The sequence below is a fragment of the Fodinicola acaciae genome (assembly GCF_010993745.1).
Classification (GTDB): domain Bacteria; phylum Actinomycetota; class Actinomycetes; order Mycobacteriales; family HKI-0501; genus Fodinicola; species Fodinicola acaciae.
This window is the reverse complement of the sequence record NZ_WOTN01000004.1, coordinates 380229-404362: the sequence shown is the minus strand read 5'-3', so window position 1 is coordinate 404362 and position 24134 is coordinate 380229. Positions and strand designations below refer to the sequence as shown.

Annotated in this window: 23 protein-coding genes; 10 read left to right on the top strand and 13 right to left on the bottom strand. The window is 69.3% G+C overall.

The window, feature by feature from the left end:
- The first annotated feature begins 180 nt into the window (after window positions 1–180).
- From GNX95_RS37285 to GNX95_RS37275, 3 genes are read left to right on the top strand one after another with little or no spacing between them, the layout of a single operon-like run.
- The gene (locus tag GNX95_RS37285; RefSeq protein WP_222854238.1) at window positions 181–1350 is read left to right on the top strand and encodes an EfeM/EfeO family lipoprotein; all 1170 of its coding nucleotides are present in this window, start codon (window positions 181–183) and stop codon (window positions 1348–1350) included.
- The gene (efeB, locus tag GNX95_RS37280; RefSeq protein WP_163512498.1) at window positions 1347–2594 is read left to right on the top strand and encodes an iron uptake transporter deferrochelatase/peroxidase subunit; all 1248 of its coding nucleotides are present in this window, start codon (window positions 1347–1349) and stop codon (window positions 2592–2594) included. The genes GNX95_RS37285 and efeB overlap by 4 nt, the downstream gene beginning before the upstream one ends.
- A gap of 8 nt (window positions 2595–2602) precedes the next feature.
- The gene (locus tag GNX95_RS37275) at window positions 2603–4240 is read left to right on the top strand and encodes a phospholipase C (RefSeq protein WP_222854237.1); all 1638 of its coding nucleotides are present in this window, start codon (window positions 2603–2605) and stop codon (window positions 4238–4240) included.
- A gap of 278 nt (window positions 4241–4518) precedes the next feature.
- Here GNX95_RS37275 and GNX95_RS37270 read toward each other — a convergent pair whose 3' ends face one another.
- The 6 genes from GNX95_RS37270 to pdhA all read right to left on the bottom strand — a co-directional run bounded on the left by GNX95_RS37270 (window position 4519) and on the right by pdhA (window position 10193).
- A complete protein-coding gene (locus GNX95_RS37270; protein ID WP_163512497.1) occupies window positions 4519–5433 on the bottom strand; it encodes an LppU/SCO3897 family protein in 915 nt (304 codons plus the stop codon).
- A gap of 157 nt (window positions 5434–5590) precedes the next feature.
- Window positions 5591–5731 carry a hypothetical protein gene (locus GNX95_RS37265; RefSeq protein WP_163512496.1) on the bottom strand — a complete coding sequence of 47 codons (141 nt, stop codon included), beginning with the start codon at window positions 5729–5731 and terminating at the stop codon, window positions 5591–5593.
- Between the two features lie 137 nt (window positions 5732–5868).
- Window positions 5869–6618 (bottom strand): DUF899 family protein, encoded by a 750-nt coding sequence (locus GNX95_RS37260; protein ID WP_163512495.1) that lies wholly within the window; start codon window positions 6616–6618, stop codon window positions 5869–5871.
- 70 nt (window positions 6619–6688) lie between these two features.
- Window positions 6689–8065, bottom strand: coding sequence for a dihydrolipoamide acetyltransferase family protein (locus GNX95_RS37255; protein ID WP_163512494.1), 1377 nt, complete (start codon window positions 8063–8065; stop codon window positions 6689–6691).
- 26 nt (window positions 8066–8091) lie between these two features.
- Window positions 8092–9081 carry an alpha-ketoacid dehydrogenase subunit beta gene (locus tag GNX95_RS37250; protein WP_163512493.1) on the bottom strand — a complete coding sequence of 330 codons (990 nt, stop codon included), beginning with the start codon at window positions 9079–9081 and terminating at the stop codon, window positions 8092–8094.
- Window positions 9078–10193 carry a pyruvate dehydrogenase (acetyl-transferring) E1 component subunit alpha gene (gene pdhA, locus GNX95_RS37245; protein WP_222854349.1) on the bottom strand — a complete coding sequence of 372 codons (1116 nt, stop codon included), beginning with the start codon at window positions 10191–10193 and terminating at the stop codon, window positions 9078–9080. The genes GNX95_RS37250 and pdhA overlap by 4 nt, the downstream gene beginning before the upstream one ends.
- 375 nt (window positions 10194–10568) lie before the next feature.
- Between pdhA and GNX95_RS37240 the strand changes: the two genes are divergently transcribed.
- Together GNX95_RS37240 and GNX95_RS37235 are read left to right on the top strand one after the other, a co-directional pair.
- Window positions 10569–11570, top strand: coding sequence for a hypothetical protein (locus GNX95_RS37240; RefSeq protein ID WP_163512491.1), 1002 nt, complete (start codon window positions 10569–10571; stop codon window positions 11568–11570).
- Window positions 11571–11722: 152 nt separating this feature from the next.
- A complete protein-coding gene (locus GNX95_RS37235; RefSeq protein WP_222854236.1) occupies window positions 11723–12352 on the top strand; it encodes a trimeric intracellular cation channel family protein in 630 nt (209 codons plus the stop codon).
- Between the two features lie 7 nt (window positions 12353–12359).
- Here the strand turns inward: GNX95_RS37235 and GNX95_RS37230 are convergent, their stop codons facing one another.
- The 5 genes from GNX95_RS37230 to ddaH all read right to left on the bottom strand — a co-directional run bounded on the left by GNX95_RS37230 (window position 12360) and on the right by ddaH (window position 17763).
- Entirely contained in the window at window positions 12360–12803 is a 444-nt protein-coding gene (locus tag GNX95_RS37230; protein WP_163512490.1) for a PIN domain-containing protein, read from the bottom strand.
- 10 nt (window positions 12804–12813) lie between these two features.
- Window positions 12814–13083 carry a type II toxin-antitoxin system CcdA family antitoxin gene (locus tag GNX95_RS37225; protein WP_163512489.1) on the bottom strand — a complete coding sequence of 90 codons (270 nt, stop codon included), beginning with the start codon at window positions 13081–13083 and terminating at the stop codon, window positions 12814–12816.
- Window positions 13084–13138: 55 nt separating this feature from the next.
- Entirely contained in the window at window positions 13139–14764 is a 1626-nt protein-coding gene (locus GNX95_RS37220; protein ID WP_163512488.1) for a GTPase, read from the bottom strand.
- Window positions 14761–16581, bottom strand: a complete 1821-nt coding sequence (locus GNX95_RS37215; RefSeq protein WP_163512487.1) for a dynamin family protein — start codon at window positions 16579–16581, stop codon at window positions 14761–14763. The genes GNX95_RS37220 and GNX95_RS37215 overlap by 4 nt, the downstream gene beginning before the upstream one ends.
- A gap of 309 nt (window positions 16582–16890) precedes the next feature.
- Entirely contained in the window at window positions 16891–17763 is an 873-nt protein-coding gene (ddaH, locus tag GNX95_RS37210) for a dimethylargininase (protein WP_246281904.1), read from the bottom strand.
- 67 nt (window positions 17764–17830) lie between these two features.
- Between ddaH and GNX95_RS37205 the strand changes: the two genes are divergently transcribed.
- Complete coding sequence (locus GNX95_RS37205; protein ID WP_163512486.1) at window positions 17831–18280, top strand: Lrp/AsnC family transcriptional regulator; 450 nt, start codon at window positions 17831–17833, stop codon at window positions 18278–18280.
- Between the two features lie 169 nt (window positions 18281–18449).
- Window positions 18450–19388, top strand: a complete 939-nt coding sequence (locus GNX95_RS37200; protein ID WP_163513778.1) for an acyl-ACP desaturase — start codon at window positions 18450–18452, stop codon at window positions 19386–19388.
- Here GNX95_RS37200 and GNX95_RS37195 read toward each other — a convergent pair.
- The gene (locus GNX95_RS37195) at window positions 19385–20812 is read right to left on the bottom strand and encodes an amino acid permease (RefSeq protein WP_163512485.1); all 1428 of its coding nucleotides are present in this window, start codon (window positions 20810–20812) and stop codon (window positions 19385–19387) included. The genes GNX95_RS37200 and GNX95_RS37195 overlap by 4 nt on opposite strands.
- 141 nt (window positions 20813–20953) lie before the next feature.
- Here GNX95_RS37195 and GNX95_RS37190 point away from each other — a divergent pair, with 141 nt between their 5' ends.
- Entirely contained in the window at window positions 20954–21502 is a 549-nt protein-coding gene (locus GNX95_RS37190; RefSeq protein ID WP_163512484.1) for a hypothetical protein, read from the top strand.
- Window positions 21503–21631: 129 nt separating this feature from the next.
- Here GNX95_RS37190 and GNX95_RS37185 read toward each other — a convergent pair whose 3' ends face one another.
- The gene (locus tag GNX95_RS37185) at window positions 21632–22201 is read right to left on the bottom strand and encodes a hypothetical protein (RefSeq protein WP_163512483.1); all 570 of its coding nucleotides are present in this window, start codon (window positions 22199–22201) and stop codon (window positions 21632–21634) included.
- Window positions 22202–22333: 132 nt separating this feature from the next.
- On the opposite strand from GNX95_RS37185, the gene GNX95_RS37180 reads away from it, so the two are divergent.
- Window positions 22334–23488, top strand: a complete 1155-nt coding sequence (locus GNX95_RS37180) for a sensor histidine kinase (RefSeq protein ID WP_163512482.1) — start codon at window positions 22334–22336, stop codon at window positions 23486–23488.
- Window positions 23485–24117 carry a response regulator gene (locus tag GNX95_RS37175; protein WP_163512481.1) on the top strand — a complete coding sequence of 211 codons (633 nt, stop codon included), beginning with the start codon at window positions 23485–23487 and terminating at the stop codon, window positions 24115–24117. Before GNX95_RS37180 ends, GNX95_RS37175 begins: the two co-directional genes overlap by 4 nt.
- Window positions 24118–24134: the final 17 nt, after the last annotated feature.

Here is a 24134-nt window from a genome sequence, read left to right as displayed (position 1 = left end):
GTAACAGGCCTGAGCGCTGCGCGTTCATCATGTGTTGTTCGCCTGGACGGCACGCGGCGTGTCTTGCTTCGGCGAGCCCAGCCAGCCAAGATATCCGACGGATACCGATATGCGGTAAATGTTACGTCAAAGTTCGGTAAAGAATCGCTGGAGGCTCACCGCAGTGCGGAACACGGCGCCGTGTCCGGCCTGATCGCCAGCCGCCGCTGGTGGTGGCCGGTGTACGTGATCATCGCCGTGGCGGCCTTCGTCGCCGCCTTTCTGGTGACGCGTACGCTCGCGCCGGGTCCGCGACAGCCGGACAACACGCTCACGGTGGCGCGCAGCGGCTGTGGTGACGGCTGGAACGCGCCGCACGCCGGCGACCAGGTTCTTTACGTGCACAACCTCGACGACCGCAGCGCCGAGGCATACGTCGTCGACGCCGCGTCCGGCACGGTGTTCGCCGAGGTCGAGGCACTCGGACCGGCGACCACGCGGCCGATGCACGTGTCGCTGCCGGCTGGCGCGTACGCACTCAAATGCGTCATCGAGGACACCGACCCGATCACCGGTCCGACCGTACGGATCGGCGGCGCGGCGACCGGCACCAGCGGCATACGCCCGGTGACGCGGGCCGACCTGGTGGCGCCGGTGCGCGCGTACCAACGGCTGGTCTCCGCCGGGATCGGCACGCTCATCCGCGACACGACGGCCCTGCGGCAGGCGGTCGCGTCCGGCGACCGCGCGTCGGCGCAGGCGGCCTGGCTGACCGCGCACCTGTCCTACCAGCGGCTCGGTGCCGCGTACGACGCCTTCGGTGACATCGACGGACCGATCAACGGCACGACCGCAGGCCTGCCTGGCGGCGTCACGGACGCGGGTTTCACCGGTTTCCACCGGATCGAGTACGGCCTGTGGCACAACGCGCCGCCGCCGTCGTTGCAGACCTTCGCCGACAAGCTGTTGGCCGACACGAGGACATTGCAGTCGCAGTTTGCCGACGCGCAGGTCGATCCGCGCGATCTCGGCCTGCGTACGCACGAGATCCTCGAGGACGCCTCGCGCGACGAGCTGACCGGCCACACCGACTACGGCAGCGACAGCATGGTGGCGACCACCGAGGCTGACCTGGACGGCACCCGGATGGTGCTCGGCACCTTGCGGCCGGTGCTGCAGGGCCGATACGCCGGTCTGCCGGCTCTGGACGTGTCGCTCAACCGCCTGCAGACAGCCCTGGACACCGGTCGGGGCCAGCCGTTCGGCGCGTTGCCCACGGCTCGGCGACAGGCGATCAGCAGCGCGCTCGGCGACGCGTTGGAACGGCTCGCGCCGATCGCCGTCATCTGCGACGCGCGGAGGGTCTCGTGACGGCCATTCCGCGCCGGCGGCTGATCGCCGGAGCCATCACCGGCGGCATCGCGGCGGCCGCCGGAGCGGCCATCGGCCTGGAGGCGAGCAACAGGTCGACGCCGGCCGAGGCCGAGCCGGCAGGCTCCGTGGCCGTACCGTTTCACGGCACGACACAGGCCGGGGTCGTGACACCACAACAAAAAGAGGCGACGATCGTCTCCTTCGACTCCACTGTGGACAGTCAGGACGAGTTGGCCGACCTGTTCCGCACGATCACCGATCGCGCACGTTTCCTGTGCATTGGCGGCCGGCCGCTGGACACCGGAATCTCGGCACCGCCAACGGACTCCGGTGTGGTTGGCCCGGACGTACGACCTGACCGGCTGACCGTCACGGTCGGCGTCGGCGCGTCGCTTTTCGACCAGCGATACGGACTGGCGGCGCGGAAGCCGGCGAAGCTCAAGCCGATGACGACGTTTCCCAACGACGCTCTCAAACCCGAGCTCTGCCACGGCGACATCTCCGTACAGCTCTGCGCCGACAACCGCGACACGGTCGTCCACGCGCTGCGGGACCTGGCCCGGCACACCCGCGGCGGCATGCAGATCCGGTGGCGCGCCGACGGTTTCCTGTCGCCGTCGCGGCCGGACGGCGCGCCGCGCAACCTGATGGGTTTCAAGGACGGCACGGCGAATCCGGCCGCTTCCAACGTGTCGCTGATGAAACAGCTGGTGTGGAGCGGAAAGTCGGAGCCGGCCTGGGCCGCCGGCGGCAGCTATCAGGTCGTCCGGCTGATCCGGATGCTGGTCGAGTTCTGGGACCGGGTGGCGATGTCCGAGCAGGAGAACATGTTCGGCCGCCGCCGCGACACCGGCGCGCCGCTGGATGGCAACCACGAGACGGACATCCCCAACTTCGCCGCCGACCCGATCGGCTCGACGATCCCGCTGACCAGCCACATCCGGCGGGCCAACCCGCGCACGGCGAAAACCGCGTCGAGCGTGTTGCTGCGCCGGCCGTACAACTACGACAACGGCGTCGACGAGGTCGGCAACCTCGACATGGGGATGCTTTTCGTCTGCTACCAACAGGATCTGGTACGGCAGTTCGAGGCCGTGCAGACCCGGCTCGTGGACGAGCCGCTGGTCGACTACATCTCACCGTACGGCGGCGGCTATTTCTACGTGCTGCCAGGCGTACGGGACCGCGCCGACTTCCTGGGTCGCGGCCTGTTCCGATCGGAGGGGAAAACCAGCTCATGATGCAGAAGGTGAAGGAGCTCCGGCGGCGCCACCCGGTGGCGTTGCTGGTCGCCGGCGTCTCGGCGGTGGCGCTGGCCGCGACCGGCGGGACGGCCGCGGCGCAGGTGGCCAGCGGCGACTCGGTGACGATGTTCGACGCGGCCGGCCACAGCCACACGTCGACGCCGATCAAGCACGTGGTGGTGATCTTCGGCGAAAACATCTCGTTCGACCACTACTTCGGCACCTACCCACACGCCACCAACGCCGACGGCACGCCGTTTCATCCGAAGTCGAACACGCCGCGGATCAACGGCCTCAGCCCGGCCTTGTTGACCCACAACCCCAATCTCTACAACCCCAAGCGGCTCGCGCCGTCGCAGGCGATGACCTGCGACCAGAACCACAACTACAAGAACGAGCAGCAGGCCTACAACGGCGGCAAGGTCGACCAGTTCGTCCAGCACACCGAGACCGACAAGTGCACCGGCCAGCCGATCCTGTTCGGCGAGCCGGGCCTGGTGATGGACTACTACGACGGCAACACCGTCACCGCGATGTGGAATTACGCGCAGCATTACGCGATGAGCGACAACTCCTTCAACTCCGTCTACGGTCCGTCGTCGCCCGGCGCGATCAACCTGGTTTCCGGCCAGACGCACGGAATCTACGCGGTCGACTCGGTCACCGGTGAGAAGGTGAGCGACTCGTACACGGTGCAGTCGCCGGACAAGAACGGCGTCGGGACGATGACCAACGACCCCGACCCGGCCTTCGACGACTGCTCGGATGCCAACCACACCAGCAAAAACGCACTCGGCGTGATGACCGGCCAGAACATCGGCGACCTGCTGAACAAGAAGAAGATCAGCTGGGGCTGGTTCCAGGGCGGCTTCAAGCCCACCGGCACGGCCAACGGATACGCCGTCTGCGGCACGAAGCACAACAACGTCGGCGGCAACTCGGTCGTGGACTACAGCCCGCACCACGAGCCGTTCCAGTATTACGAGTCCACCGCCAACCCCAAGCACCTGCCGCCGTCGTCGGTGGCCGCTATCGGCAGCACCGACCAGGCCAACCACCAGTACGACGTGACCGACTTCGACGCCGCCGTGAAGGCCAACCACCTGCCGGCGGTGAGCTTCCTGAAGGCGCCGCAATACCAGGACGGCCACGCCGGCTACTCCGACCCGCTGGACGAGCAGGCGTTCGTGGTCAGGGAGATCAACCAGCTGCAGAAGTCGCCGGAGTGGAAGTCGACCGCGGTCGTCATCGCCTACGACGACTCCGACGGCTGGTATGACCACGTCATGCCGCCGTTGGTGAACGGCTCGCAGGACCAGAACCTCGACCAGGCCGCCTGCCAGGGCAAGCCGGCCGCCGGCCACAAGCTCGACCGGTGCGGCTATGGCCCGCGTACGCCGCTGCTGGTCATCTCGCCGTACAGCCGGGTCAACTCCGTCGACCACCGGGTCACCGACCAGACCTCGATCATCCGGTTCGTGGAGGACAACTGGGGCGTCGGCCGGATCGGCGACAACTCCTACGACACGCGCGCGACCAGCATCGGGTCGCCGTGGTGGAACGGCCTGTTCAACTTCTACCAGCGGCCCAACACGCGGTCGCTGATCCTCGACGAGAAGACCGGCGCGGTCGTCTCGCACTGAGCCATCAGCCGCAGGGACTCCCTAACGCCAAATGTCTGTCTTGTGAGGTTTATCGGTGGGGTGAATGTCGAGTTACTGGCGCTGGATGCAAAGAAACACGGCTTTCACGCCTGCGTGACCGTCAGCCCCTCTGGTGGGGTGTGACTGCTGAGGCGAGTAATGCTGTTCTGACTGCTCGCCGGGTCGAGCTCAATGTCCAGGGGTGCCAATTGCCCGGTTTGATGTCTTGTTAGCCAAGTATTACTTGGGCCAAGTGCACGCAGGGAGTCCCTGCGGTTTCACGGCTGGCCGAGGCAGAGGACGTACGGGTCGTCGTCCTCGCGATGGGTGAAGACGGTCGTCGTCTGCTTCGGGCACCTCGAGCCGTCGACGGTGCCATCGAGCCGCTGCAGCACCTTCAGCGCGCCGGGAGTCTGACAGTTGGCCGGCACGAGCGTACGGTCACCGGCGCGCTTCACGCACTGTCCCTGCTCGATCGCCTGGCTGGCCATCGACGGCACCACGACCAGCGTCACGCCGACCGCGCAGCCGGCGATCAACAGGAAGGCCGCGACCGCGGCACCGACGATCCACCAGACCCGGCCGCGCTTTCGCGGCGGCGCACCGTAACCGGGGCCGGTGGCCGGGATGGCCGGCTGTTGACCGGTGTGTCCGGGACCTGGATGTGGCGGGATCGCCGGTTGTTGGCCGGTGTGACCGGGGCCGGGATGTGGCGGCCCGGCGTACGGCGTGCCGGTGGACGGCTGTGCCGGCGGGACTGCCGGCGGGACTGCCGGCGGGACTGCCGGCGGGACTGTTGATGGGACCGCGGGCGGGACGGGCGGTGGCTGGCTGCCGGGACGAGCCCACGGCGATGGCATCGGTGGTGGCGTCTTCGGGCCTGGCGGGAACGCCGGTGGCAGCGCTGTGGTCGGCTGGGCCGGTGGCACCGCCGGCCGGCCACGCAGCTCAGGAGGCTTGGGGCCGAGCCGCTTCGGCTTCTCCGGCTCGGCTTCCTCCTCGTCAGCCGCACCGGCCGCCGTACGCGCCGCCTCCTGCCGCGCGATCTTCAGCAACGCCGGATCGATCGGTGCGGTCTCGCCTTCGTCCGGCGGGCCGGCGGTCGCCGGCGGGTCGGACTCGGCCGGCCACGGCTTGGCGCCGGACGGTGGCCCGTCGACCGGCCGCGACTCGTTGTCGCCTGCGTCAGGCACCTCGGCTCCCTCCTGGCTCCTACCGCAACGTTATCGAGTCGCCGGGACGGGTCCCAGCGCGGCAGGCCCAAACACGCAGAACGCGCACCGGCATCTTCGCCAGTGCGCGTTCGATGCGGAGCGTCCGCCGATCGGGGGACGGACAGGCGCTCCGGTCTTATGAGAAGTCGCGGTTCGCGATCGCCAGCAGCTCCTCGCGCATCGAGGGCGAGGTCGCCGAGGCGATGGCCCGCTCGATGGCCCGGCTGCGGCGGACGCTGGCCCGGTGCTCACGGTATTTGCGGACGAGGTTCTGCACGGTCTTCCTCTCGTAGGCTTCGTTGGCTACGCATTCAATTACACTCCTCGTACGCCCAGAAAGCCAGCGATTCGAAGGTGAGGGCGCTCACCTGACCTCGATCTGTTCATCACAGTGAGCGTGGCCCGCCTAACAAGTCAGTGCCGGCCAAGGGTTTTCTCCGGTGTCGCGCCGGGCCGGGTCCACTGCGGCGCCGGCCGGCTGGTCGGACCCCAGTCGGCGTTTCCGTCCACGTCCAGCCGCCAATACCAGCAGGCGTGCCGTCCCTCCGGCCAGCCGTCCGGGTTGTCCTCCCAGGTCTCGCCGCGGCCGTAGGGCGTCATGTCGAGCAGGCCGAAGGATCCGTTGGCCGGCTCGTTGCCGCGGCCGGTCGTGGAGTATGTGAGAAACGTACGGTCGCCGTCGCGCAGATAGCAGGTGAGGTGGCCCATGCTGTCGCCGACCGGCGCCGGCAGGTCGCGCACCGAATACCACGGCTGCGTGTAGCCCATGAACTCGACGAACGGCGCCACCTCGTCCCACCGGCCGGTGGTCAGGATGACGAAGGAGACACCGCGCGCGTTGAGATAGACGGCGTCCCTCAGGTTCCACGCCTCGTACGTGCAGCCCTCGCACTGACCCTGGTGCGGCGCGCCGTCGTGCCACATGTGCTTGTAGACGACGAGTTCCTGGCGGCCCTGGAACAGATCGAGGAAGGGGACCGGGCCGTCGGCTCCGACGACCTCGACCGTCCCGTCGAACTCCACCATCGGCAGTCGCCGGCGCGCGGCCGCGATCGCGTCGCCTTCGCGCGTATGGGCCTTCTCGCGGACCAGCAGCTCGTCGCGAGCGGCTTCCCAGGTGGAGAGATCGACGATGGATGGCTTTCCGGCCGGGTCGTATGCCATGGTGTCCTCCTCGGTGTCAGGCCTGCGACACCAGGACAGACCGGCGGCCCGGCCGGAAGTCATCGCACGGTCAGCTCCAGAGCAGCAGCGTCGACGGATCCTCCAGTACGCGGCCGATGTCGGCCAGGAACAGGGATCCCAGCTCACCGTCGACCAGCCGGTGGTCGAAGGACAGCGACAGCTGCATCACCTGCCGCGGCTTCACCTCACCGTCGTGCACCCACGGCATCAGCTTCACCGCGCCGACGGCCAGGATCGCCGCCTCGCCGGGGTTGATGATCGGCGTGCCCCCATCGACGCCGAAGACGCCGACGTTGCTGATGGTGAACGACCCGCCGGCCATGTCCGCCGGGGCGGTACGCCCTTCCTTGGCCACCGCGACCAGCTTGTTCAGCGCCGCGCACAGCTCGACCAGCGACATCGCGTCGGCGTCCTTGATGTTCGGCACGACCAGGCCGCGCGGCGTCGCGGCGGCGATGCCGAGGTTGACGTAGTGCTTGACGAGGATCTCCTCGCCTTCGAACGTGCCGTTCACGTCCGGATGCCGGCGGATCGCCGCCAGCACCGCCTTGGCCACCACCAGCAGCGGGCTGACCCGCAGCTCGGCGAACTCCGGCGCGGCCTTGAGGCGGTCGACCAGCTCCATCGTCCGCGTCACGTCGACCGTCAGCCACTCGGTGACGTGCGGCGCCGTGTACGCGCTGGCGACCATCGCCTCCGCGGTGAGCTTGCGGACGCCCTTGACCGGCCGCCGCTCCTCGCGCGGTCCGTCGGCTTTGCGCGCCACCGGTGGCACGACCTGCACAGGCTCGGTGGCCACCTTGGCGGCTCGCTGCACGTCGTCACGCGTCACCGTGCCGCCGGGACCGGTCGCGCGTACGGTCGCCAGATCGACGCCGAGGTCACGCGCCATCTTCCGCACCGGCGGCTTCGCGCGCACCGGCGCGCTGGCGGCCGCGGTGGCCCGCTCGAAGGCGCGGCCGATCTCCAGTCCGCCGTGGCGCACCGGCTTCACCGCCGAGTGCAGCGAGTCCGGGATGGTCGGCAGCAGCGGCAGATCCGGCCCGTCGACCGGCGCCGGCTCGGACGGCTGGCGGCGCGGTCGCCGCGTCGCGCTGACGGCCTTCGGTCCATAGCCGACCAACAGCGCCGTCTTGCCTTCGTCCGGATCCTCACCGTTGGCCGGCGCTTCCTCCGGCCCGGCCGCGTCGGTCTCGATGCGGATGATCACCGCACCGACGTCCACGGTCGTGCCGGCCTCGAACATCAGGTCCTTGACCACGCCCGCGTACGGCGACGGGATCTCCACCGCCGCCTTGGCGGTCTCCACCTCGACGATCGGCTGGTTGAGCACGACCTGCTGGCCCGGCTCGACCAGCCACTGCAGGATCTCTCCCTCGGTCAGCCCCTCGCCGAGGTCTGGCAGCTTGAACTCCTTGACGGTCATCCAGCGGGCTCCTAGTTACTAGGCACTCAGTGCGCGAGGCTACGGTCGACGGCGTCCAGCACCCGGTCGAGGTCGGGCAGATAGTGGTCCTCGACCCGGGCCGGCGGATACGGCGTGTCGAAGCCGGTCACCCGAAGCACCGGCGACTCCAGCGAATAGAAGCACTCCTCCTGCACGCGCGCGGCCAGCTCGGCACCGACGCCGAGCGTGCCGGGCGCCTCGTGCACGACGACCAGCCGGCCGGTCTTGCGTACGGACGCATAGATCGGCTCCATGTCCAGTGGCGACAGCGACCGCAGGTCGATGACCTCCAGCGCCGGACCGCTGTCCGCGGCGGCCGCGGTGGCGGCGTCGAGCGCGACGCGGACCATCGGGCCGTACGCGACGACCGTGCAGTCGCCGCCTTCGCGCAGCACCCGCGAGGCGTGCAGCGGAAACGCGTCGTCCAGCGACGCCTCCGGCTCGACCTCGCCCTTCTCGTGATAGCGGCGTTTGGGCTCCAGGAAGATCACCGGGTCGTCCGAGGCGATCGCCTGCCGGATCATCACGTTGGCCTCGGCCGGCGTGGAGCAGGCGACGACCTTCAGGCCGGCGGTGTGGACGAAGTAACCCTCGGGCGACTCGCTGTGGTGCTCCACGGCGCCAATGCCGCCACCGAAAGGCAGCCGGATGGTGACCGGCAGGGTCAGCCGGCCGGCCGAGCGGTAGTGCATCTTGGCCAGCTGCGCGACGATCTGGTCGTACGCCGGATAGACGAATCCGTCGAACTGGATCTCGCAGACCGGCCGATAGCCGCGCAGCGCGAGACCGATCGCCGTACCGACGATGCCGGACTCGGCCAGCGGCGTGTCGATGACGCGGTCCTCGCCGAAGTCCTTCTGCAGGCCGTCGGTGATACGGAAGACACCGCCGAGCCGGCCGATGTCCTCACCCATCAGGACGACCTTCGGGTCTTCCTCCATCGCCGTACGCAGGCCGGCGTTGATCGCCTTCCCCAGCGTCATCGTGCGGGTCATCGGGAACCTCCAGCCGGTGCGTCGGCGAAGCTGTCGAGATATCGCGCGAAGCCGGCGCGCTGGGCGTCCAGCTCGGCTGATCCGTTGGGGAACACGTGGTCGAACATGCTCAGCGGTGCCGGGTCGGTCAGCGCCAGCACCTCGGAGCGCAGCTTGGCGGCGAGTGCGTCGGCGTCGGCCCGCACCGAGTCGAAGTAGTCGTTGTCGGCGAGCTGCTGGCGGATCAGGAACGACTTCATCCTGGCCACCGGGTCCTTGAGCTTCCACGACTCGACCTCGCTGGCGATCCGGTATTTGGTCGGGTCGTCGTTGGTCGTGTGCGCACCCATCCGATAGGTGTACGCCTCGATGAAGCTCGGGCCGTCGCCGGAGCGCGCCCGATCCAGTGCCGCGGTGGTGACCGCGTACGTGGCCAGCACGTCGTTGCCGTCGACGCGCACGCCCGGGAAGCCGAAGCCGTTGGCGCGCTGGTAGAGCGGCACGCGGGTCTGCCGCTCCAGCGGCTCGGAGATCGCGTACTGGTTGTTCTGGCAGAAGAACACCAGCGGCGCGGCGAACACACTCGACCAGATGAACGCCTCGTTCACGTCACCCTGGCTGGTCGCGCCGTCGCCGAAGTAGACGATGGTCGCTTCGTTCTTCGCCGGATCGTCGCCGCCGACCTTGCCGTCCTTGACGATCCCCATCGCGTAGCCGGTCGCGTGCAGCGTCTGCGCGCCGATGACGATCGTGTAGAGCTGGCACCGGTGCACCTTCGGGTCCCAGGCACCCTGGTCGTTGCCGCGCCAGGTGCACAGGATGTTGATCGGGTCGATGCCGCGGCACCACGCCACTCCGTGCTCGCGATAGGTGGGAAAGGCCATGTCCTGCGGTTTCAGGGCCCGGCCGGAGCCGATCTGGGCCGCTTCCTGGCCGAGCAGCGAGGCCCAGATGCCCAGCTCACCCTGGCGCTGCAGCGCGGTCGCCTCGAAGTCGACCCGGCGGATCAGCTCCATATCGCGGTAGAAGTCGCGATATTCCTGGTCGGAGAGCTGGAGGTGATAGTCGGGATGCTCGACTCGCTCACCCTCCGGGGTGAGCAGCTGAACGAGCTGGGGATCGCCCCCTGACATGGCTGACATGCCTTCTCCTGTCGTGAACCGTCCCCGCACGGGATCGCCGTACGCGGGCCGGGGCCCTTCAGCGCGCTCACATGAGAACGCTGTTTGCGCATTTCCGCGGCCGGGGTTACCGTGCCGCGACAACGCGTGACTGCCTTGTCGCTACCCTGTTCCCCAGCATGTCAGACTGAGGCGCAACAGGTGAGCCGGAGCACACACGCACAGCAGTAGAACAGGTCGGAGGCCAGCGGCAAGTCGGTTGATCGGACGAGGCGGCGTGGACCGTTCGGGCCCGGTGTTCGAAGCGTTCGCGCGGTGCCGGACCTGCGGTGCATTCCGTACGGTCAGTTTGTATGCAGTTCGCTGCTGCTAGAGGGGGCTGATGGCGTGGCGGGGACAGCGGAGCGGTTCACCCCGCGTCCGATCCGTCGCGGCCCACTGGCCGGACGGGGGCCGATCGCCGGCATCGCCGGCCTGTCCGCCATCGCGACCGGCGCCAGCGCCGTCCTGCTCGTACTCGGCACCTCGCAGCTCAACCTGCCGCTGGTCACCAGCACGCCGTGGGTGAGCTCGGCCGGCGGCGACAGCGTCCCCAGCGGTCCCGGTGGCCCGGTTGGTCCCGGTGGCCGGCCGCCGGCCGGGCAGCCGGTCGTGCCGGGATCGCGTACCGGCGTCATCGTCATTCCGCCAGGTGGTCAGTTGCCGGGTGGACCGGCCGGTGGCGGTCCTGGTCTTCCCGGTGGCGGCATCGGCCGGCCGCCGGTTTCGCAGACACCCGACCACCGCCCGCCGACCGGCAGCTGGCCGTCGCAGCCGGCGCCGGTCCCGCCACCGGCACCGCCGGAGAGCGGCGGGTTCGACATCGATCTCGGCTTCATCAAGATCCACATCCCGACGCCGTTCAGCGCGTCGTCGTCCGACAGCGGCACGCCGCGGTCGATGGCCGTGGAGAGTCCGGAGTACGGTCCGCTGGCCGAGCCGATCACCCTGCCGTCGAACGCGTGCGACCGGGTCAACGTGCCGCAGCAGCGGACGCCGGTCGAGACCCCGCTGCCGCCGGACACGCCGAAGGTCCCGGCGCTCCTGCAGCCGCCGGCCTCGCATCCCGACCCGACCCGCACGCCGTACGTCGGCCGGCACCGGGTGCCGTCACAGCCGGCCGCTCCGGGCCGTCATCGCGCGCCTGAGCCGTCGACAGGCGTCGCCGTACAGCCGGCGCCGCAGCCGTCCGGCAACTGGAGCACCACGCCTCCAGCCTCCGACCCAGCATCCGAGCCGGCGCCGTCGTCACCGCCGGCCTCCGACCCGCCACCGACCGGCTCAGGCACCAGCAGCCCGTCGACGACCACCACCGAGCCGGCGCCGACTCCTTCGAGCAGCAGCTCGTAGCTCTCCGCGCCGACCGTGCGTCGGGTTTGGCGCGACCAAGATCAACTTTCCATCTATGTAAGGTGCCATACGGACCCACCCCCCCCGCGGTTTCTCGCCGTATCAGGTATTTTCGCGCGGTGCCACCGCGCCATGGCACGTACGCTGCGGCCGTGAACGCTGTGGACACCCTCGCGACCGGCTACCTCGTCCTGGAGCTGGTAGGCATCTTCGCCTTCGCGCTGTCCGGTGCTCAGCTCGCGGTCGAGCGTGACTTCGACATCGTCGGCATGGCGGTGCTCGCCGAGACCACCGCGCTAGGTGGCGGTGTCCTGCGCGACGTGCTCCTCGGTACGACCCCGGCGGCTTTCTTCCAACCCGCCTATCTGATCACTCCGCTGATCGCCACCGGCGTGGTCTTCGTCTGGCACCGCCAACTGGAACGAGTCGCGCGGTTCGTGACGTTGGTGGACGCGGCCGGCGTCGGTCTGTTCTGTGTCGTCGGCACGCAGAAGGCGCTGCTCTTCGGCCTGCCTGGCCTGCCAGCGGTCATTCTCGGTGCCACGAGTGCGGTCGGCGGCGGCGTACTGCGTGATCTGCTGGCCCGCCGCGATCCGGCGGTTTTGCGTAAGGACAGCCAGATGTACGCGATCCCCGCGCTGTTCGGCGCGACGATCATCGCCATCGGCTACTGGGTCCACGTCACCACGCCGGTGCTGGCGGTCGCCGCGGCCGCGGTGGCTTTTGCCTTGCGGATGCTGGCGTTGCGCTACAACTGGCGGGCTCCGCATCCCCGCCGCTGACCGCCGCTCAGTGCCGCCGCCGAGCGCGTTTTCCGCCGTCCACGCTTTCCACCACGACCGTCCGATACGGTGCGGCCAGCCGAGCAAGATCCGGCTCGTCCGCCGTCATCACGACGCCACCGCCGGCCTCGACGGCGACCGCGACGGCATGCGCGTCGGCGAGCAGGTCAGAACCCGCGCCAGCCTCCGACAGCACGGCGCCGACGAGCCGAGCGAGCTGCCGGTCGGTGTCCCGCAACAGCATGCCGTCGCCGTGCTCCCGAGCAAGCAATCCGTCCAGCCACTTGCTCCTGGAGGCGCCACGATAAAGCTCGGCCAGCGTTACCGTCGGGATCACTACGTCACGCCGGAGCCTTCGCGCCGCTTCTACCGCACCGCGAACCCGCCGCTCCGCCGGATGGTTCGCGTCCATCAGTGCGTTGACTGCCTCGGCATCGAGGACCAATCGCATGGTGGCCGGCCTACGAAGCCGCTGCGGCGGCGCTGGGACCACCCAGCAGCCGCATGTAGTGACGGATCAGCGCCTCGTCATCGGCCGAGTCGAGCGGGCCGCGTTCGGCGGCCATCTCGTCCAGCATGGCCGCCAGCGCTGCCTGACGCCTGCGCCGATCCAGCTCGAGTGAGAGCGCCTCGTTGATTTGGGCTGACACGTTGACCCCCGCTTTCTCGAGTTCGTCAAGCAGCTCCGCGTCGATGGTCACGCTGATCTTCCGCTTGTTCGCACTCGTCATACCCTGATGCTACCGCCATCCTACCGACCCGCAATCAGCGGCATATCGGGCCGGGTCAGCCCCGGCGGAGCACCTGATACGCATCCTGGGCTGTCGCGTACGCGGTCAGCTCGGCACGGATCGGACCGAGGACGTGCTCGCGTACGGCCGCCACGACTCCGTCACGCAACCGCAGCGACACTCGTGACTGCGCTCGACGCGCGCCGCTGGCGACCAGCGACCGGCTGAGCAATGCCAGCAGCAGCCCCAAAACCAGGCCGCCGGCGAGCAGCGCGACCGGCAGCACCAGACCGCCTGGCAGCAGCTTCGGCTGTATGGCGGCCACGACCGTGCCGACGGCACCGGCGACCGCCGCGATGGCGAGGATCCACTGGACGACCCACATCGCACGCCACCAGCCTGGCTTCTGGTCCAGGCCGAGGTCGGTCTCGCTGAGCACCCGGTCCAGCGCCGGCTGGACGTCCTCGGCGTGCGCACGGGTGGCCTTCGCGATGGTCGTGTGCCACGGCGACGGGATCGTCGAGGTGAGCCGGTCGGCGAGCGAGCGCAGGGCACCGTCGACCTCGGCACGGCCGATCGCGCGCGGCGTGACGAAGCCGCCGCTCGCGCCGGCACGGCCGCCGCCGAGCTCCTTCTCCGCCGCCGACCGCGGGTCCGGCAGGAAGCGGCTGACCAGCCGGGCGAACGGCCAGCCGGTCAGCCGGCGGGCGCGCCACACGTACGAGTCGTGCACCTCTTCGGCGATCGCCGGGATGCCGGCGGCCTGCGCCAGGTCGTCGACCAGCGCGTTCTGGGTCGGCCGGTCGACCTCCTCCGGCACCGACGGCCCGGCCAGCGTGGACAGCGTGTCGGACACGCGGTCCAGGTCGGCGGAGATCCGGTCGACGGCGGTACGCCGGTCGGCGACCGACGCGGCGAACAGCTTGCGCACCTCGTCCAGGCCGGCGCCGGTCTTCGCCGAGGTCGGCAGCAGTGGCACCTCGCCGAGGCCGTCCTCGTGCAGCAGCCGGCGTACGTCCTGCAGGACCCCGCCGACATCGCCCGGCGCGAGTGTGTCGATCTGGTTGAGCAGCACCACGGTGGCCTGCTCGTGGTTGGGCATCTCGCGCAGATAGCGCTGGTGGATCGCCGCGTCCGCGTACTTCTGCGGGTCGAGCACCCACACCAGCAGGTCGACCAGGCCGACCATCCGGTCGACCTCGAGGCGGTGCGTGACGTTGGTCGAGTCGTGGTCGGGCAGGTCCAGCAGCACCAGGCCCCGCAGCTCGGCCTGCTCGTCGCCGTCCAGGATCGCCCGGTGCCGCGGCGAGATGGCCAGCCACTTCAGCAGCTCGTCGGCGCCCTCGGCACCCCAGATGCAGGCGTGCGGCAGCGAGGTGGTCGGCCGGCGTACGTTCACCGCCGACAGCTGCATGCCGGTCAGCGCGTTGAACATCGACGACTTGCCGCTGCCGGTGGCGCCGACCAGCGCGACCACGGTGTGCGAGGTGGACAGCCGGAGCCGTTCGCCGGAACGCTCCAGCAGCCGGTGGCCCACGTCCAGCAGCTTCTCGTCGACCCGGCCGGAGCCGGCCGCGAGCAGCCGCCGCAGGGCGTCGAGCCGGTTGGACACGGTGGCCAGGCGCTGCGCGGACTCCCGCTCCAGTGCGCCGCTGACTTTCGCTGGTTCGGTCACCGTCACGTCCGAGTCCGCACCGGCCGCGGGCTCGGCGGCCCTGCCGAATGACGTTGCGACCAGTGCTCACGGGAGGCGGCGCGGCTCGGTCGGGGACGGTCCCGTCCGCCGGCGGCCAGCCTGGCCGCCTCGACCGCGCCGGCGGCCTCACGCAGCCGCTCGTTGGTGCGCTCGCCGACACCGGCGTCGGTCAGCCGGGCCTCGAACCGGCGGCGTTCGCCCTCCAGCAGGTCACGTACGGATTCCAGCAGCATTCCCTTCGCGCGGCGGGCCATCCGACGGGTGTCGTGACCCTCGAACGTACGCCGGACCGAGCTCACCAGCGCCTCGGCATCGCCCGAGCCGGCCCGCCGGGACGGCGCCGGCAGGCCGTCGACCAGCTGGCCGACCGGCAACACGGCGGCGGTCATCACCGCGAGGCCTGCCGCGGTGGCGGCCGCCTCCACGTTCTTGGCCGGTGTCGTGCTCGGCACGGTCGGCCTGGCCAGCTCGATCACCGCGGCCTGCCAGTCCTCGACGGCTCGGCGGGCGGTCGCACCGAAACCGGTGGACGCACGCGCCAGGTCGGGGTGCTCGGCCAGCATCGCGGCGCCGGCGTCGCGTGACTTCCAGCGCAGCGCCGAAGCCTCGGCGCCCTGCTCGGCGGCCTGCTCGACCGCGGCGGCCAGCGCGCCGGCGATCGCGCGGCTGAGCGCCTCGCCCGGCACGGACCGGCTGGCGAACGCGGCCGCCAGCTGGTTGCGCGCCTTGCCGTCCCTGGCCCGGATCGTGCGGGCCAGCTCGCCACTGCTGACGAACTCCTGCCACCGCGCCAGCACCTCGCCGTGCAGGATGTCGCCGCCGTCAATGGTGTAGGAGACCTGCTCCAGCTCGCGCAGGTAGGTGCCCTGCACGTCTTCGCGCAGATCGGCCGCGGCGGCGTCCTGGGCGCTGGCATGTCGGACGAGCGCGGTCGTCCGCGGCCGGAGGCTGCCGATCGCGCCGTCGAGCGTCTTGTTGGCGATGGCGAGGCGCTGGTCGCCGTCGTTGGCCAGCGAGGCGAGCCACTGGCGCACCGGGTTGATGATCTCGCCGGGCAGCAGGCCGTCCTGCAGCGGCGTCTGCGGCACCACCAGCAGCGGCGCGGTGCCAAGGCCTTCCTTGCGCAGCATCTGCCGCAGGTGCTGCGCGATCTCCTCGGCGCCTTTCGGCAGCCGGTCGAGCACGATCGCCACGCTCGTGCCGCGGGTCTCGGCCGTACGCAGCGCATCCCACGGCACGGCGTCGGCGTACCGGCTGGAGGTCGTCACGAAGACCCACAGGTCGGCCGCGGCCAGCAGCTCGGTGGCCAGGTCGCGGTTGGCGTCGACGATCGAGTCGAGGTCGGGCGCGTCCAGCAGCGCGATGCCAGGCGTGAGCGCGGCGGCGGTCACCACGGCGAGCTTGGACACCTCGCTGCCGCGGTCCTGCGCGGAGGGGTCGTTGGTGCGCCGCAGCCGCGGCAGGATCCGGTCGTCGGAAAACCACTTCACGTCCGCCGGATGGCTGACCAGCACCGGTGAGCGGGTGGTCGGCCGCAGCACGCTGGCCGGACTGAGCCGCTTGCCGGCCAGGCTGTTCACCAGCGTCGACTTGCCCGAGCCGGTCGAGCCGCCGACCACCGCCAGCAGCGGTGCGTCGGCCCGCTGCAGCCGGGGCAGCAGATAGTCCTCAGCCTGGTTGATCAACGCGACGCGCGCCTTACGAGCGGCCGGCGCGCCGGGGATGGCCAGCGGAAACCGGGTGCTGGTGACGACACGCAGCAACTGCTCGACCGACTCGAGCAGACCCGGGGCCCCGGCCATCGGGGCAGTGCGATCGGACAGCACCCCTCCAGCCTGCCTCGCGCCTCGCCACGGCACAATCCGCCTGTCTGGGCCGGCTGGCCGCCTGGCGCTGTGTCCCAATTCGTCGTATGTCCTGCACCGCTCGACACGACCAGCGCGACCGCCTCGAACGTCCAGTGTGGACGGAGCATACCGTCCACGCCTTCGGCGGTGACGACGTTATCGCCATGCGGCAACGGAGCGCGGACAAACCGGCATTTCCCCCCGAATGGCCGCGGCTTTCCCCCGGTTTTGTCGGAAAAGTTCCACCGCCGCAGGCGAAACCGGTCAGGGTCGCAGCTCCGCGGTGCAGCATTTGACGCTCCCGCCGGCCTTGCGCAGCTCCGAGTCGGCCAGCAGGACCGTACGGTAGCCAAGGTCCTCGAGCGGTGCGGCCAGGCCAGTGGCCGATGCCGGCAGCAGCACGTTGAGTCCGTCGCTGACCGCGTTGAGGCCGAAGGCGAGCGCGTCCTCCTCGGTGGCCAGCAGCGCGCCGGGGAACAGCTCCGCCAGCAGCTCACGCGTTTTTTCCCCGAAAGCGCCCGGGAAATAGCAGATCGTCTGGTCGTCGAGGACGAACAGCGCGGTGTCCAGGTGATAGAACCGCGGGTCGACCAGCTCCAGCGACACCACCGCGCGACCCAGCACGCGACCGGCCTCGGCATGCGCGCGTACGTCCGTGCGGAAGCCATAGCCGGCCAGCACCAAGTCGCGGCCCGGCAGATACGTGAAGTCGCCTTCGCCTTCGTTGGTGAACGTCCCCGGCACGACCGGCCAGCCGTCCCCGGCATACCAGTCCTGGTGCGCGAAACGCTCCGCCGCGCGTTGCGGATAGGTGAACTGAGCGCCATAGAACACGCCGCCGACGCTGAAGCCACCGTTGGCGGCGAAGACCATGTCCGGCAGGCCGGCCTGTTCCGGCAGCAGGTGCACCGTGTGGCCGAGCCGTTCGTACGTCCGCCGGATCTCCTCCCACTGGGCCACTGCCAGTGCGGTGTCGACGCCGACCGACGGGTCCATCCAGGCGTTGATCGCGTACGACACGGTGAAATGCGTCGGCCGGCACATGAGATAGGTCCGGTGACGCGCGACGCGCGGTTGGACGGTGGCCGGTGCGTATCCGAGGGCCGGCGAAACCGGTGCGCCGATGCTGGTCTCCACGATGATCAGTTTGGGTTACGCTCGGCGGTCGAGATAGCCGTTGTCATTGCCTCTGAGGAGCGGTTCGTTGCAGATAGACGCCATTGACCGCAAGATCATTGCGTCGCTCGGCGAGGACGCGCGGCGCTCGTACGCGGACGTCGGCGCGCAGGTGGCTTTGTCCGCGCCGGCGGTGAAAAGGCGGGTCGACCGGCTTCGCGCCGAAGGTGTCATCACCGGTTTCACCGCGGTCATCGCGCCGGCCGCTCTCGGCGGCACGACCGAGGCCTTCGTCGAGCTGTTCTGCGCCGGCCGTACGTCGCCGGCCGAGATCCGCCGGGCGGCGCTGCGGCATCCGGAGGTGGTCGCCGCGTACACGGTGTCCGGCGACGCGGACGCGATCCTGCACCTGCGGGTCAGCGACATCTCGCACCTGGAGGAGGCGCTGGAGGGCCTGCGCGCGGAGCGGTTCGTCAACTCCACCCGCAGCACGATCGTCCTGTCCATGCTGATGGAGCGGCCGGCCGCGCTGACCTGACATCCCCTGGAAGTACTACCCGGGGATAGCTACTCGGGTATCACACGTGAGGGCTACCTCAGTACCTATCATCGTCTCCCTACGGTGCCGTAACCTACACCTACGTTCCCGTAAGTTACGGCCACTTCGAGTTCTGGGAGTACGCACAGTGACCGCCACGGCTGACCGCATGTCCGACCCCTCGCTGCAGACCGCGCTGCTCTATGAGCTGGAGCCGGTGGTCGAGCAGAATCTGGAGCGGCACATCGGCCTGGCCAAGGACTGGAACCCGCACGACTACGTGCCGTGGAGCCAGGGCCGCGACTTCGCGTTTCTGGGTGGCGAGGACTGGAAGCCGGAAGACTCCAAGCTGGACGAGACCGCCAAGACCGCGATGATCGTCAACCTGCTGACCGAGGACAACCTGCCCTCCTACCACCGCGAGATCGCCACCCGGTTCTCCCGCGATGGCGCCTGGGGTGAGTGGGTCGGCCGGTGGACCGCCGAGGAGGGCCGCCACGGCATCGCGCTGCGCGACTACCTGGTGGTCACTCGCGGTGTCGACCCGGTGAAGCTGGAACAGCTGCGGATGGCGCACATGACCGCCGGCTACGACTCCGGCGACAAGACGATGCTCGAGGCCGTCGCGTACGTCTCTTTCCAGGAGCTGGCGACCCGCGTCTCGCACCGCAACACCGGCAAGGCCTCCGGCTGCCCGATCGCCGACCAGTTGCTGGCGCGCATCTCGGTCGACGAGAACCTGCACATGGTCTTCTACCGCAACCTGGTCAAGGCGGCCTTCGACCGGGCGCCCAACGAGACCATGCAGGCCGTACGCGACGAGGTCGTCAACTTCGAGATGCCCGGCTCCACGATGGACAACTTCGCCCGGCAGGCCGTGGCGATCGCGAAGGCCGGCATCTACGACCTGCGGCTGCACCACGACGAGGTCGTCCAGCCGATCCTGCGGTTCTGGAAGGTCTTCGAGCGCGACGACCTGACCGGCGAAGGCGCGAAGGCCCGCGACGAGCTGGCCGCCTTCCTGTCCACATTGGACGGTCAGGCGACCAAGTTCGAGGAGCAGCGCGAACGCATGCGCGAGCGGGCCGCTCGCAAAGCCGCCGGCTAGTCCTTGGTCAGCTGCATCCGCTTGCCGAGCAAAGACTTCCGGTAGCTGTACGCGGCATAGATGACCAGGCCGATGACGAACCAGCTGACGAACCGGACCCAGGTCAGCGGCTTGAGGTAGATCGTCAGCCAGATCGCGCCGACAATGCCGATCGCCGGCACCACGGGCATGCCGGGACAGCGGAACGGCCGCTCGAGTTCGGGGTGCCGATAGCGCAACACGATCACCGCGCTACACACGACGACGAAGGCCAGCAGAATGCCGATGTTGGTCAGCTCCGCGGCGTCGCCGATCGGCACGAAACCGGCGATCAGCGCCGAGGCGATGCCGACGATCCAGGTCACCCGCGTCGGTACGCGGTGGCGCGGGCTGACCTTGGAGAACCAGCGCGGCAGCAGGCCGTCGCGGCTCATCGCGTACCAGACGCGCGTCACCGCGAACATGAACGTGAACATCACGGTGACGATGCCGAGGATCGCGCCGACCGAGATGATCGTGGCGATGCCGGGCAGGCCGACCCCTTCGAAGGCGTGCGCGAACGCACCCTTCGGCGCGATGTTCTTGTAGTACACCATGCCGGTGAGTACGAGACAGGCGAGCACGTAGAGCACCATGCAGATGGCGAACGAGAGCAGCATCGCCTTCGGCAGGTGTTTGCGCGCGTCGGCCGACTCCTCCGCGGCGGAGCTGAGCGCGTCATAGCCGAAGACCGCGAAAAACACGATCGCCGCACCGGAAAACACGCCACCCCAGCCAAAAGGCACGAACGGCACGTAGTTTTTGGTGCTGATGAAGAAAACACCGACCACCAGAATCAGCAGGACGATGCCGACCTTGACCCAGACCAGCACGGTCTCCACGCGTGCCGCCGACCGGACGCCGCGGGTCAGGAGGAAGGCGATGAGCAGGCAGAGCAGCGCCGCCACCAGGTCGACAACGTGGCCGGGACCGGTGGTCGGCGCGCCCAGCATCCACGCCGGCAGGTGAATGCCGACCTGTTCGACGAGCGCTCCGACATAACCGGAGACACCGATGCCGACGACGGCCACGATCGCGGTGTATTCCAGCAGCAGGTCCCAGCCGATGAACCAGCCGGCGATCTCGCCGAGCACCGCATAGCCGTACGTGTAGGCCGTGCCGGCGCGCGGGATGAGCGAGGTGAACTCGGCGTACGCCAACGCGGCCGCGAGGCTCACCACGCCGGCGACCAGGAACGAGAAAAGCACCGCCGGCCCGGCCTGCTGCGCGGCGACCGTACCGGCCAGCGCGAAGATGCCGGCGCCGATGATCGCGCCGATGCCCAGTGCCGTCAGTTGCCACAGGCCGAGGACAGGGGCGAGCCCGCCTCCCTCGGTCTCCGGCTCGATCGCGTCGACCGGCTTGCGCCGGAAGATCCCGGTGGGAGAGGTCGAGAACAGGCTCATTGCGGCAAACTAGCCGGCTTGGCCGAGTGACACCACACCAGGAATTCGTCGTGTCCCGTTTGGGTCAGGCGCCTGGACCGTCAGCTGTGCTGGCGCGAATCCGGCATGGCGGGACGGCCACGCGGGAATAGCGTCGGCCAGATGGTTGATCGCATCAGTCTCGGCAGGGGCGTGCCTTACGGCAACGCCGCGTTGTTGGTTTCCGTCAGCCCGATCATGATCGTCGTCGGGATCGGGTTGACCGCCGCGGCCGGCACAACGGCGGGAGAGGTCGTTGCGGTTCTCGGAGTCCTGACCTTTCCCGTCTGGCTGGTCGCCGCGGCCGGCGTGCTCGTGCTGATGAGCGTCAGCCGTGCGGTCTGGCTGGAGGAGACGGTCCTGGTTGTGCGATGCCTCCGTAGGCGGCGGATCGATCTACGTACGGCTGGTCGAGTCGCCGTAGTGACGACCGACCTGGCCATTGGTCGCCAGAGTTCGACAATTCGCGTCCCGGCCTTCGTCGCCGACGGCACCCTCATCTACCTCGCCGATGGCAAGGGTCTGTTGCTGAGCGGTGCGCAGCTGCGGGCACTCGCCGCGGCCTTGACGACGTCGACCGCTGTGGACGCCCATCCTGTCCGTGACTGGCTGCTCTCCGCCGCCGCGCACGCCGACACGGCGGCCTCGCTCTACGGCCTACGTGCCGTGTGAGCTTGACGCAGGCGCACCAACGTCAGTCGGGGCACGCTCGCGTCACTTATGCCAGCACCGAGCCCGAAGTCGGGCCGCCGTACATGACGAGAGCCAGTTGGCCTTGTTTGGTCGGGGCTTCTCTGACCGTCACCGGTCGGCGGAGATGCGCTCGGGGTCGGCTGGCTTCTTCGGCTTGGGGGGCCAGATCGTGGTGCAGACCGTCCAGATCCCCCAGATGCCGACGATCACGCTGAGCCGCTGGATCCAGCCGGTCAGCGCGGCCGTACGTTCCGGCGCGTCCACCAGCAGGATGGCCAGCTCCATCAGGCCGCAGCTGATGGCCCAGGAGATGGCCGCCTTGCCGAAGTCCTTCCACTCGTAGACGACGCGCTCGCGGCCATACTTCGGCGCTTTCACCGGCGGCGGTCCGCCAGCGAACCGATACGCGAAACGCTGGTCGGTCCACCGGATCATGCTGTGTCCGAAGGCGACCGAGAAACCGAGGTACGCGGCGGCGAGGCCGTGGGTGAAGTTGGCGGTGGCGCCGTTGCGCAGGTCGATCGCGGTGACCACCAGCAGGCCGACGTCGACCAGCGGCACGCAGATCAGCAGCGCGGCGCCGAGCTTGGGCTTGCGCAGCAGATAGCGGACGGCCAGGCCGCCGAGCAGGAAAACCCAGAAGCCGATCTCACCGGCGGCGATAGCAGCGACAATCATGGTTCAAGCATTCCGGCAAGTACGGCGATCCGCGTCCCTAGCGGCAACGATTCGCGCGTACATCCTTCGTCGGACTCGCCGTCCCGCCGCCGGTCGGACGCGGACGTACGACCTCAGTGATGTGATGTACGGGTGCAGCTGACCTCGCTTTTCGACCGTCGCGACACGCTCATCGCGGTCGGCGCGGCGACCGCCAGCTGGCTGCTCTACTCGCTTGGCAGCTACACGCACACCGGCAGGCTGCTGCCGGCCATACCGACCACGTTCCTTATTGGCACGCTGCTGTTGATGGGCCTGGCGATGCTGTTCCGCCGGACCGTGCCGGTGCTCTGCCTCGGCATCGGCACGGTCGCGTTCGTCGCGGACATCGCCATCGGACCGTCCCTCGGCACCGTGTTGATGTTCACCGATGTCCTCTACGCGGCCACCGTGTACGGTCCGCGGCGGATGTTCCAGGTCCTGCTGAGCCTGTCGGCCGCGGTCACCATCGTGGCGGCCGCGGTCATGCTGATCCTTGAGCGACGCTTCGACGTGGCGATCCTCATCCCGGTGCAGCTCGGACTGGTGCTCGTGGTGCCGGTCTTCACTGGCTTCGACATCCGGCGCCACCGCGAGCAGGCGCGTGACGAGCGGCTGCGCGCCGATCAGCTGGCGCGGTTGGCCGAGCTCGACCGGAAGGCGGCGGTGACCGCGGAGCGTACGCGGATGGCGCGCGAGCTGCACGACGTCATCGCCAACCACCTCTCGGCGATCTCCATCCAGTCGACCGCCGGCCTGTCGGTGCCAGGACTCGACCAGGACGCGGTCCGCGAGCTGCTGACGGTGATCCGGCAGAGCAGCAACGCCGGGCTGGCCGAGATGAAGGAGATGATCTATCTGCTCCGCGACGACTCCGACGGCGAGCCGAGCGCGACACCGCGGATCGACGACGTACAGCGGCTGATCGACCAGGCCAACGCCTCCGGCGCCGAGGCGACGCTGAAGGTGGAAGGCGCCGTGCGGCCGCTGCCGGTCGCGGTCGACCTGGCCGCCTACCGGATCGTCCAGGAGTCGCTGACCAACGTGGTGAAACATGCCGGCGGCGCGGCGACCGTATGCATCGACTACCGGCCGGAGTCGGTGCTGATCACCGTCGACAGTCCGCTCGGCGGCGGGTCGTCACGCGTACAGGGCAGCGGGTCGGGGTTGGTCGGCATGGCCGAGCGTGCGGAGATGCTCGGTGGCGAGTTTCAGGCGGGTCCGGAGGACCGACAGTGGCGAGTACGAGCGGAGTTGCCGGTCAGATGATTCGCGTCGTGGTGGCCGACGACCAGCCGGCCGTACGCGCCGGCCTGGTGATGATCCTCAATGCGGCGGCGGACGTGCGGGTCGTCGGCCAGGCCGAGGACGGCGAGCAGGCGGTCGCGCTGTGCCGTGAGCTGAAGCCGGACGTGGTGGTGATGGACATCCAGATGCCGCGGCTCGACGGCATTTCCGCGACCCGCGAGCTGGCCGGCGTCTGCGACGTACTCATCCTCACGACCTTCGACCTCGACGAGTACGTCTTCGGCGCGCTGCGCGCTGGAGCAGCCGGTTTCCTGTTGAAGAACACCGATGCCGACAAGCTGGTCGACGCCGTACGCCTGGTGGCCAGTGGCGACGGGCTGATCGCGCCGGCCGTCACCCGCCGGCTGATCGCCGCGTTCGCGCAGGTCTCGGCGCCGTCCGAGCTGGCCACCGACGTTGACCTGAGTTCGTTGACCGCCCGTGAGCGTGAGGTGTTGGAGTGCATCGGCCGCGGACTGTCCAACCAGGACATCTCGGCCGAGCTGTCGATGGCCGAGGCCACCACGAAGACACACGTCAGCCGCATCCTCGCCAAGCTCGGCCTGCGCAGCCGCGTACAGGCGGCCATCATTGCCCGCTCGCAGACGTGACGACGTACGCTATGAGA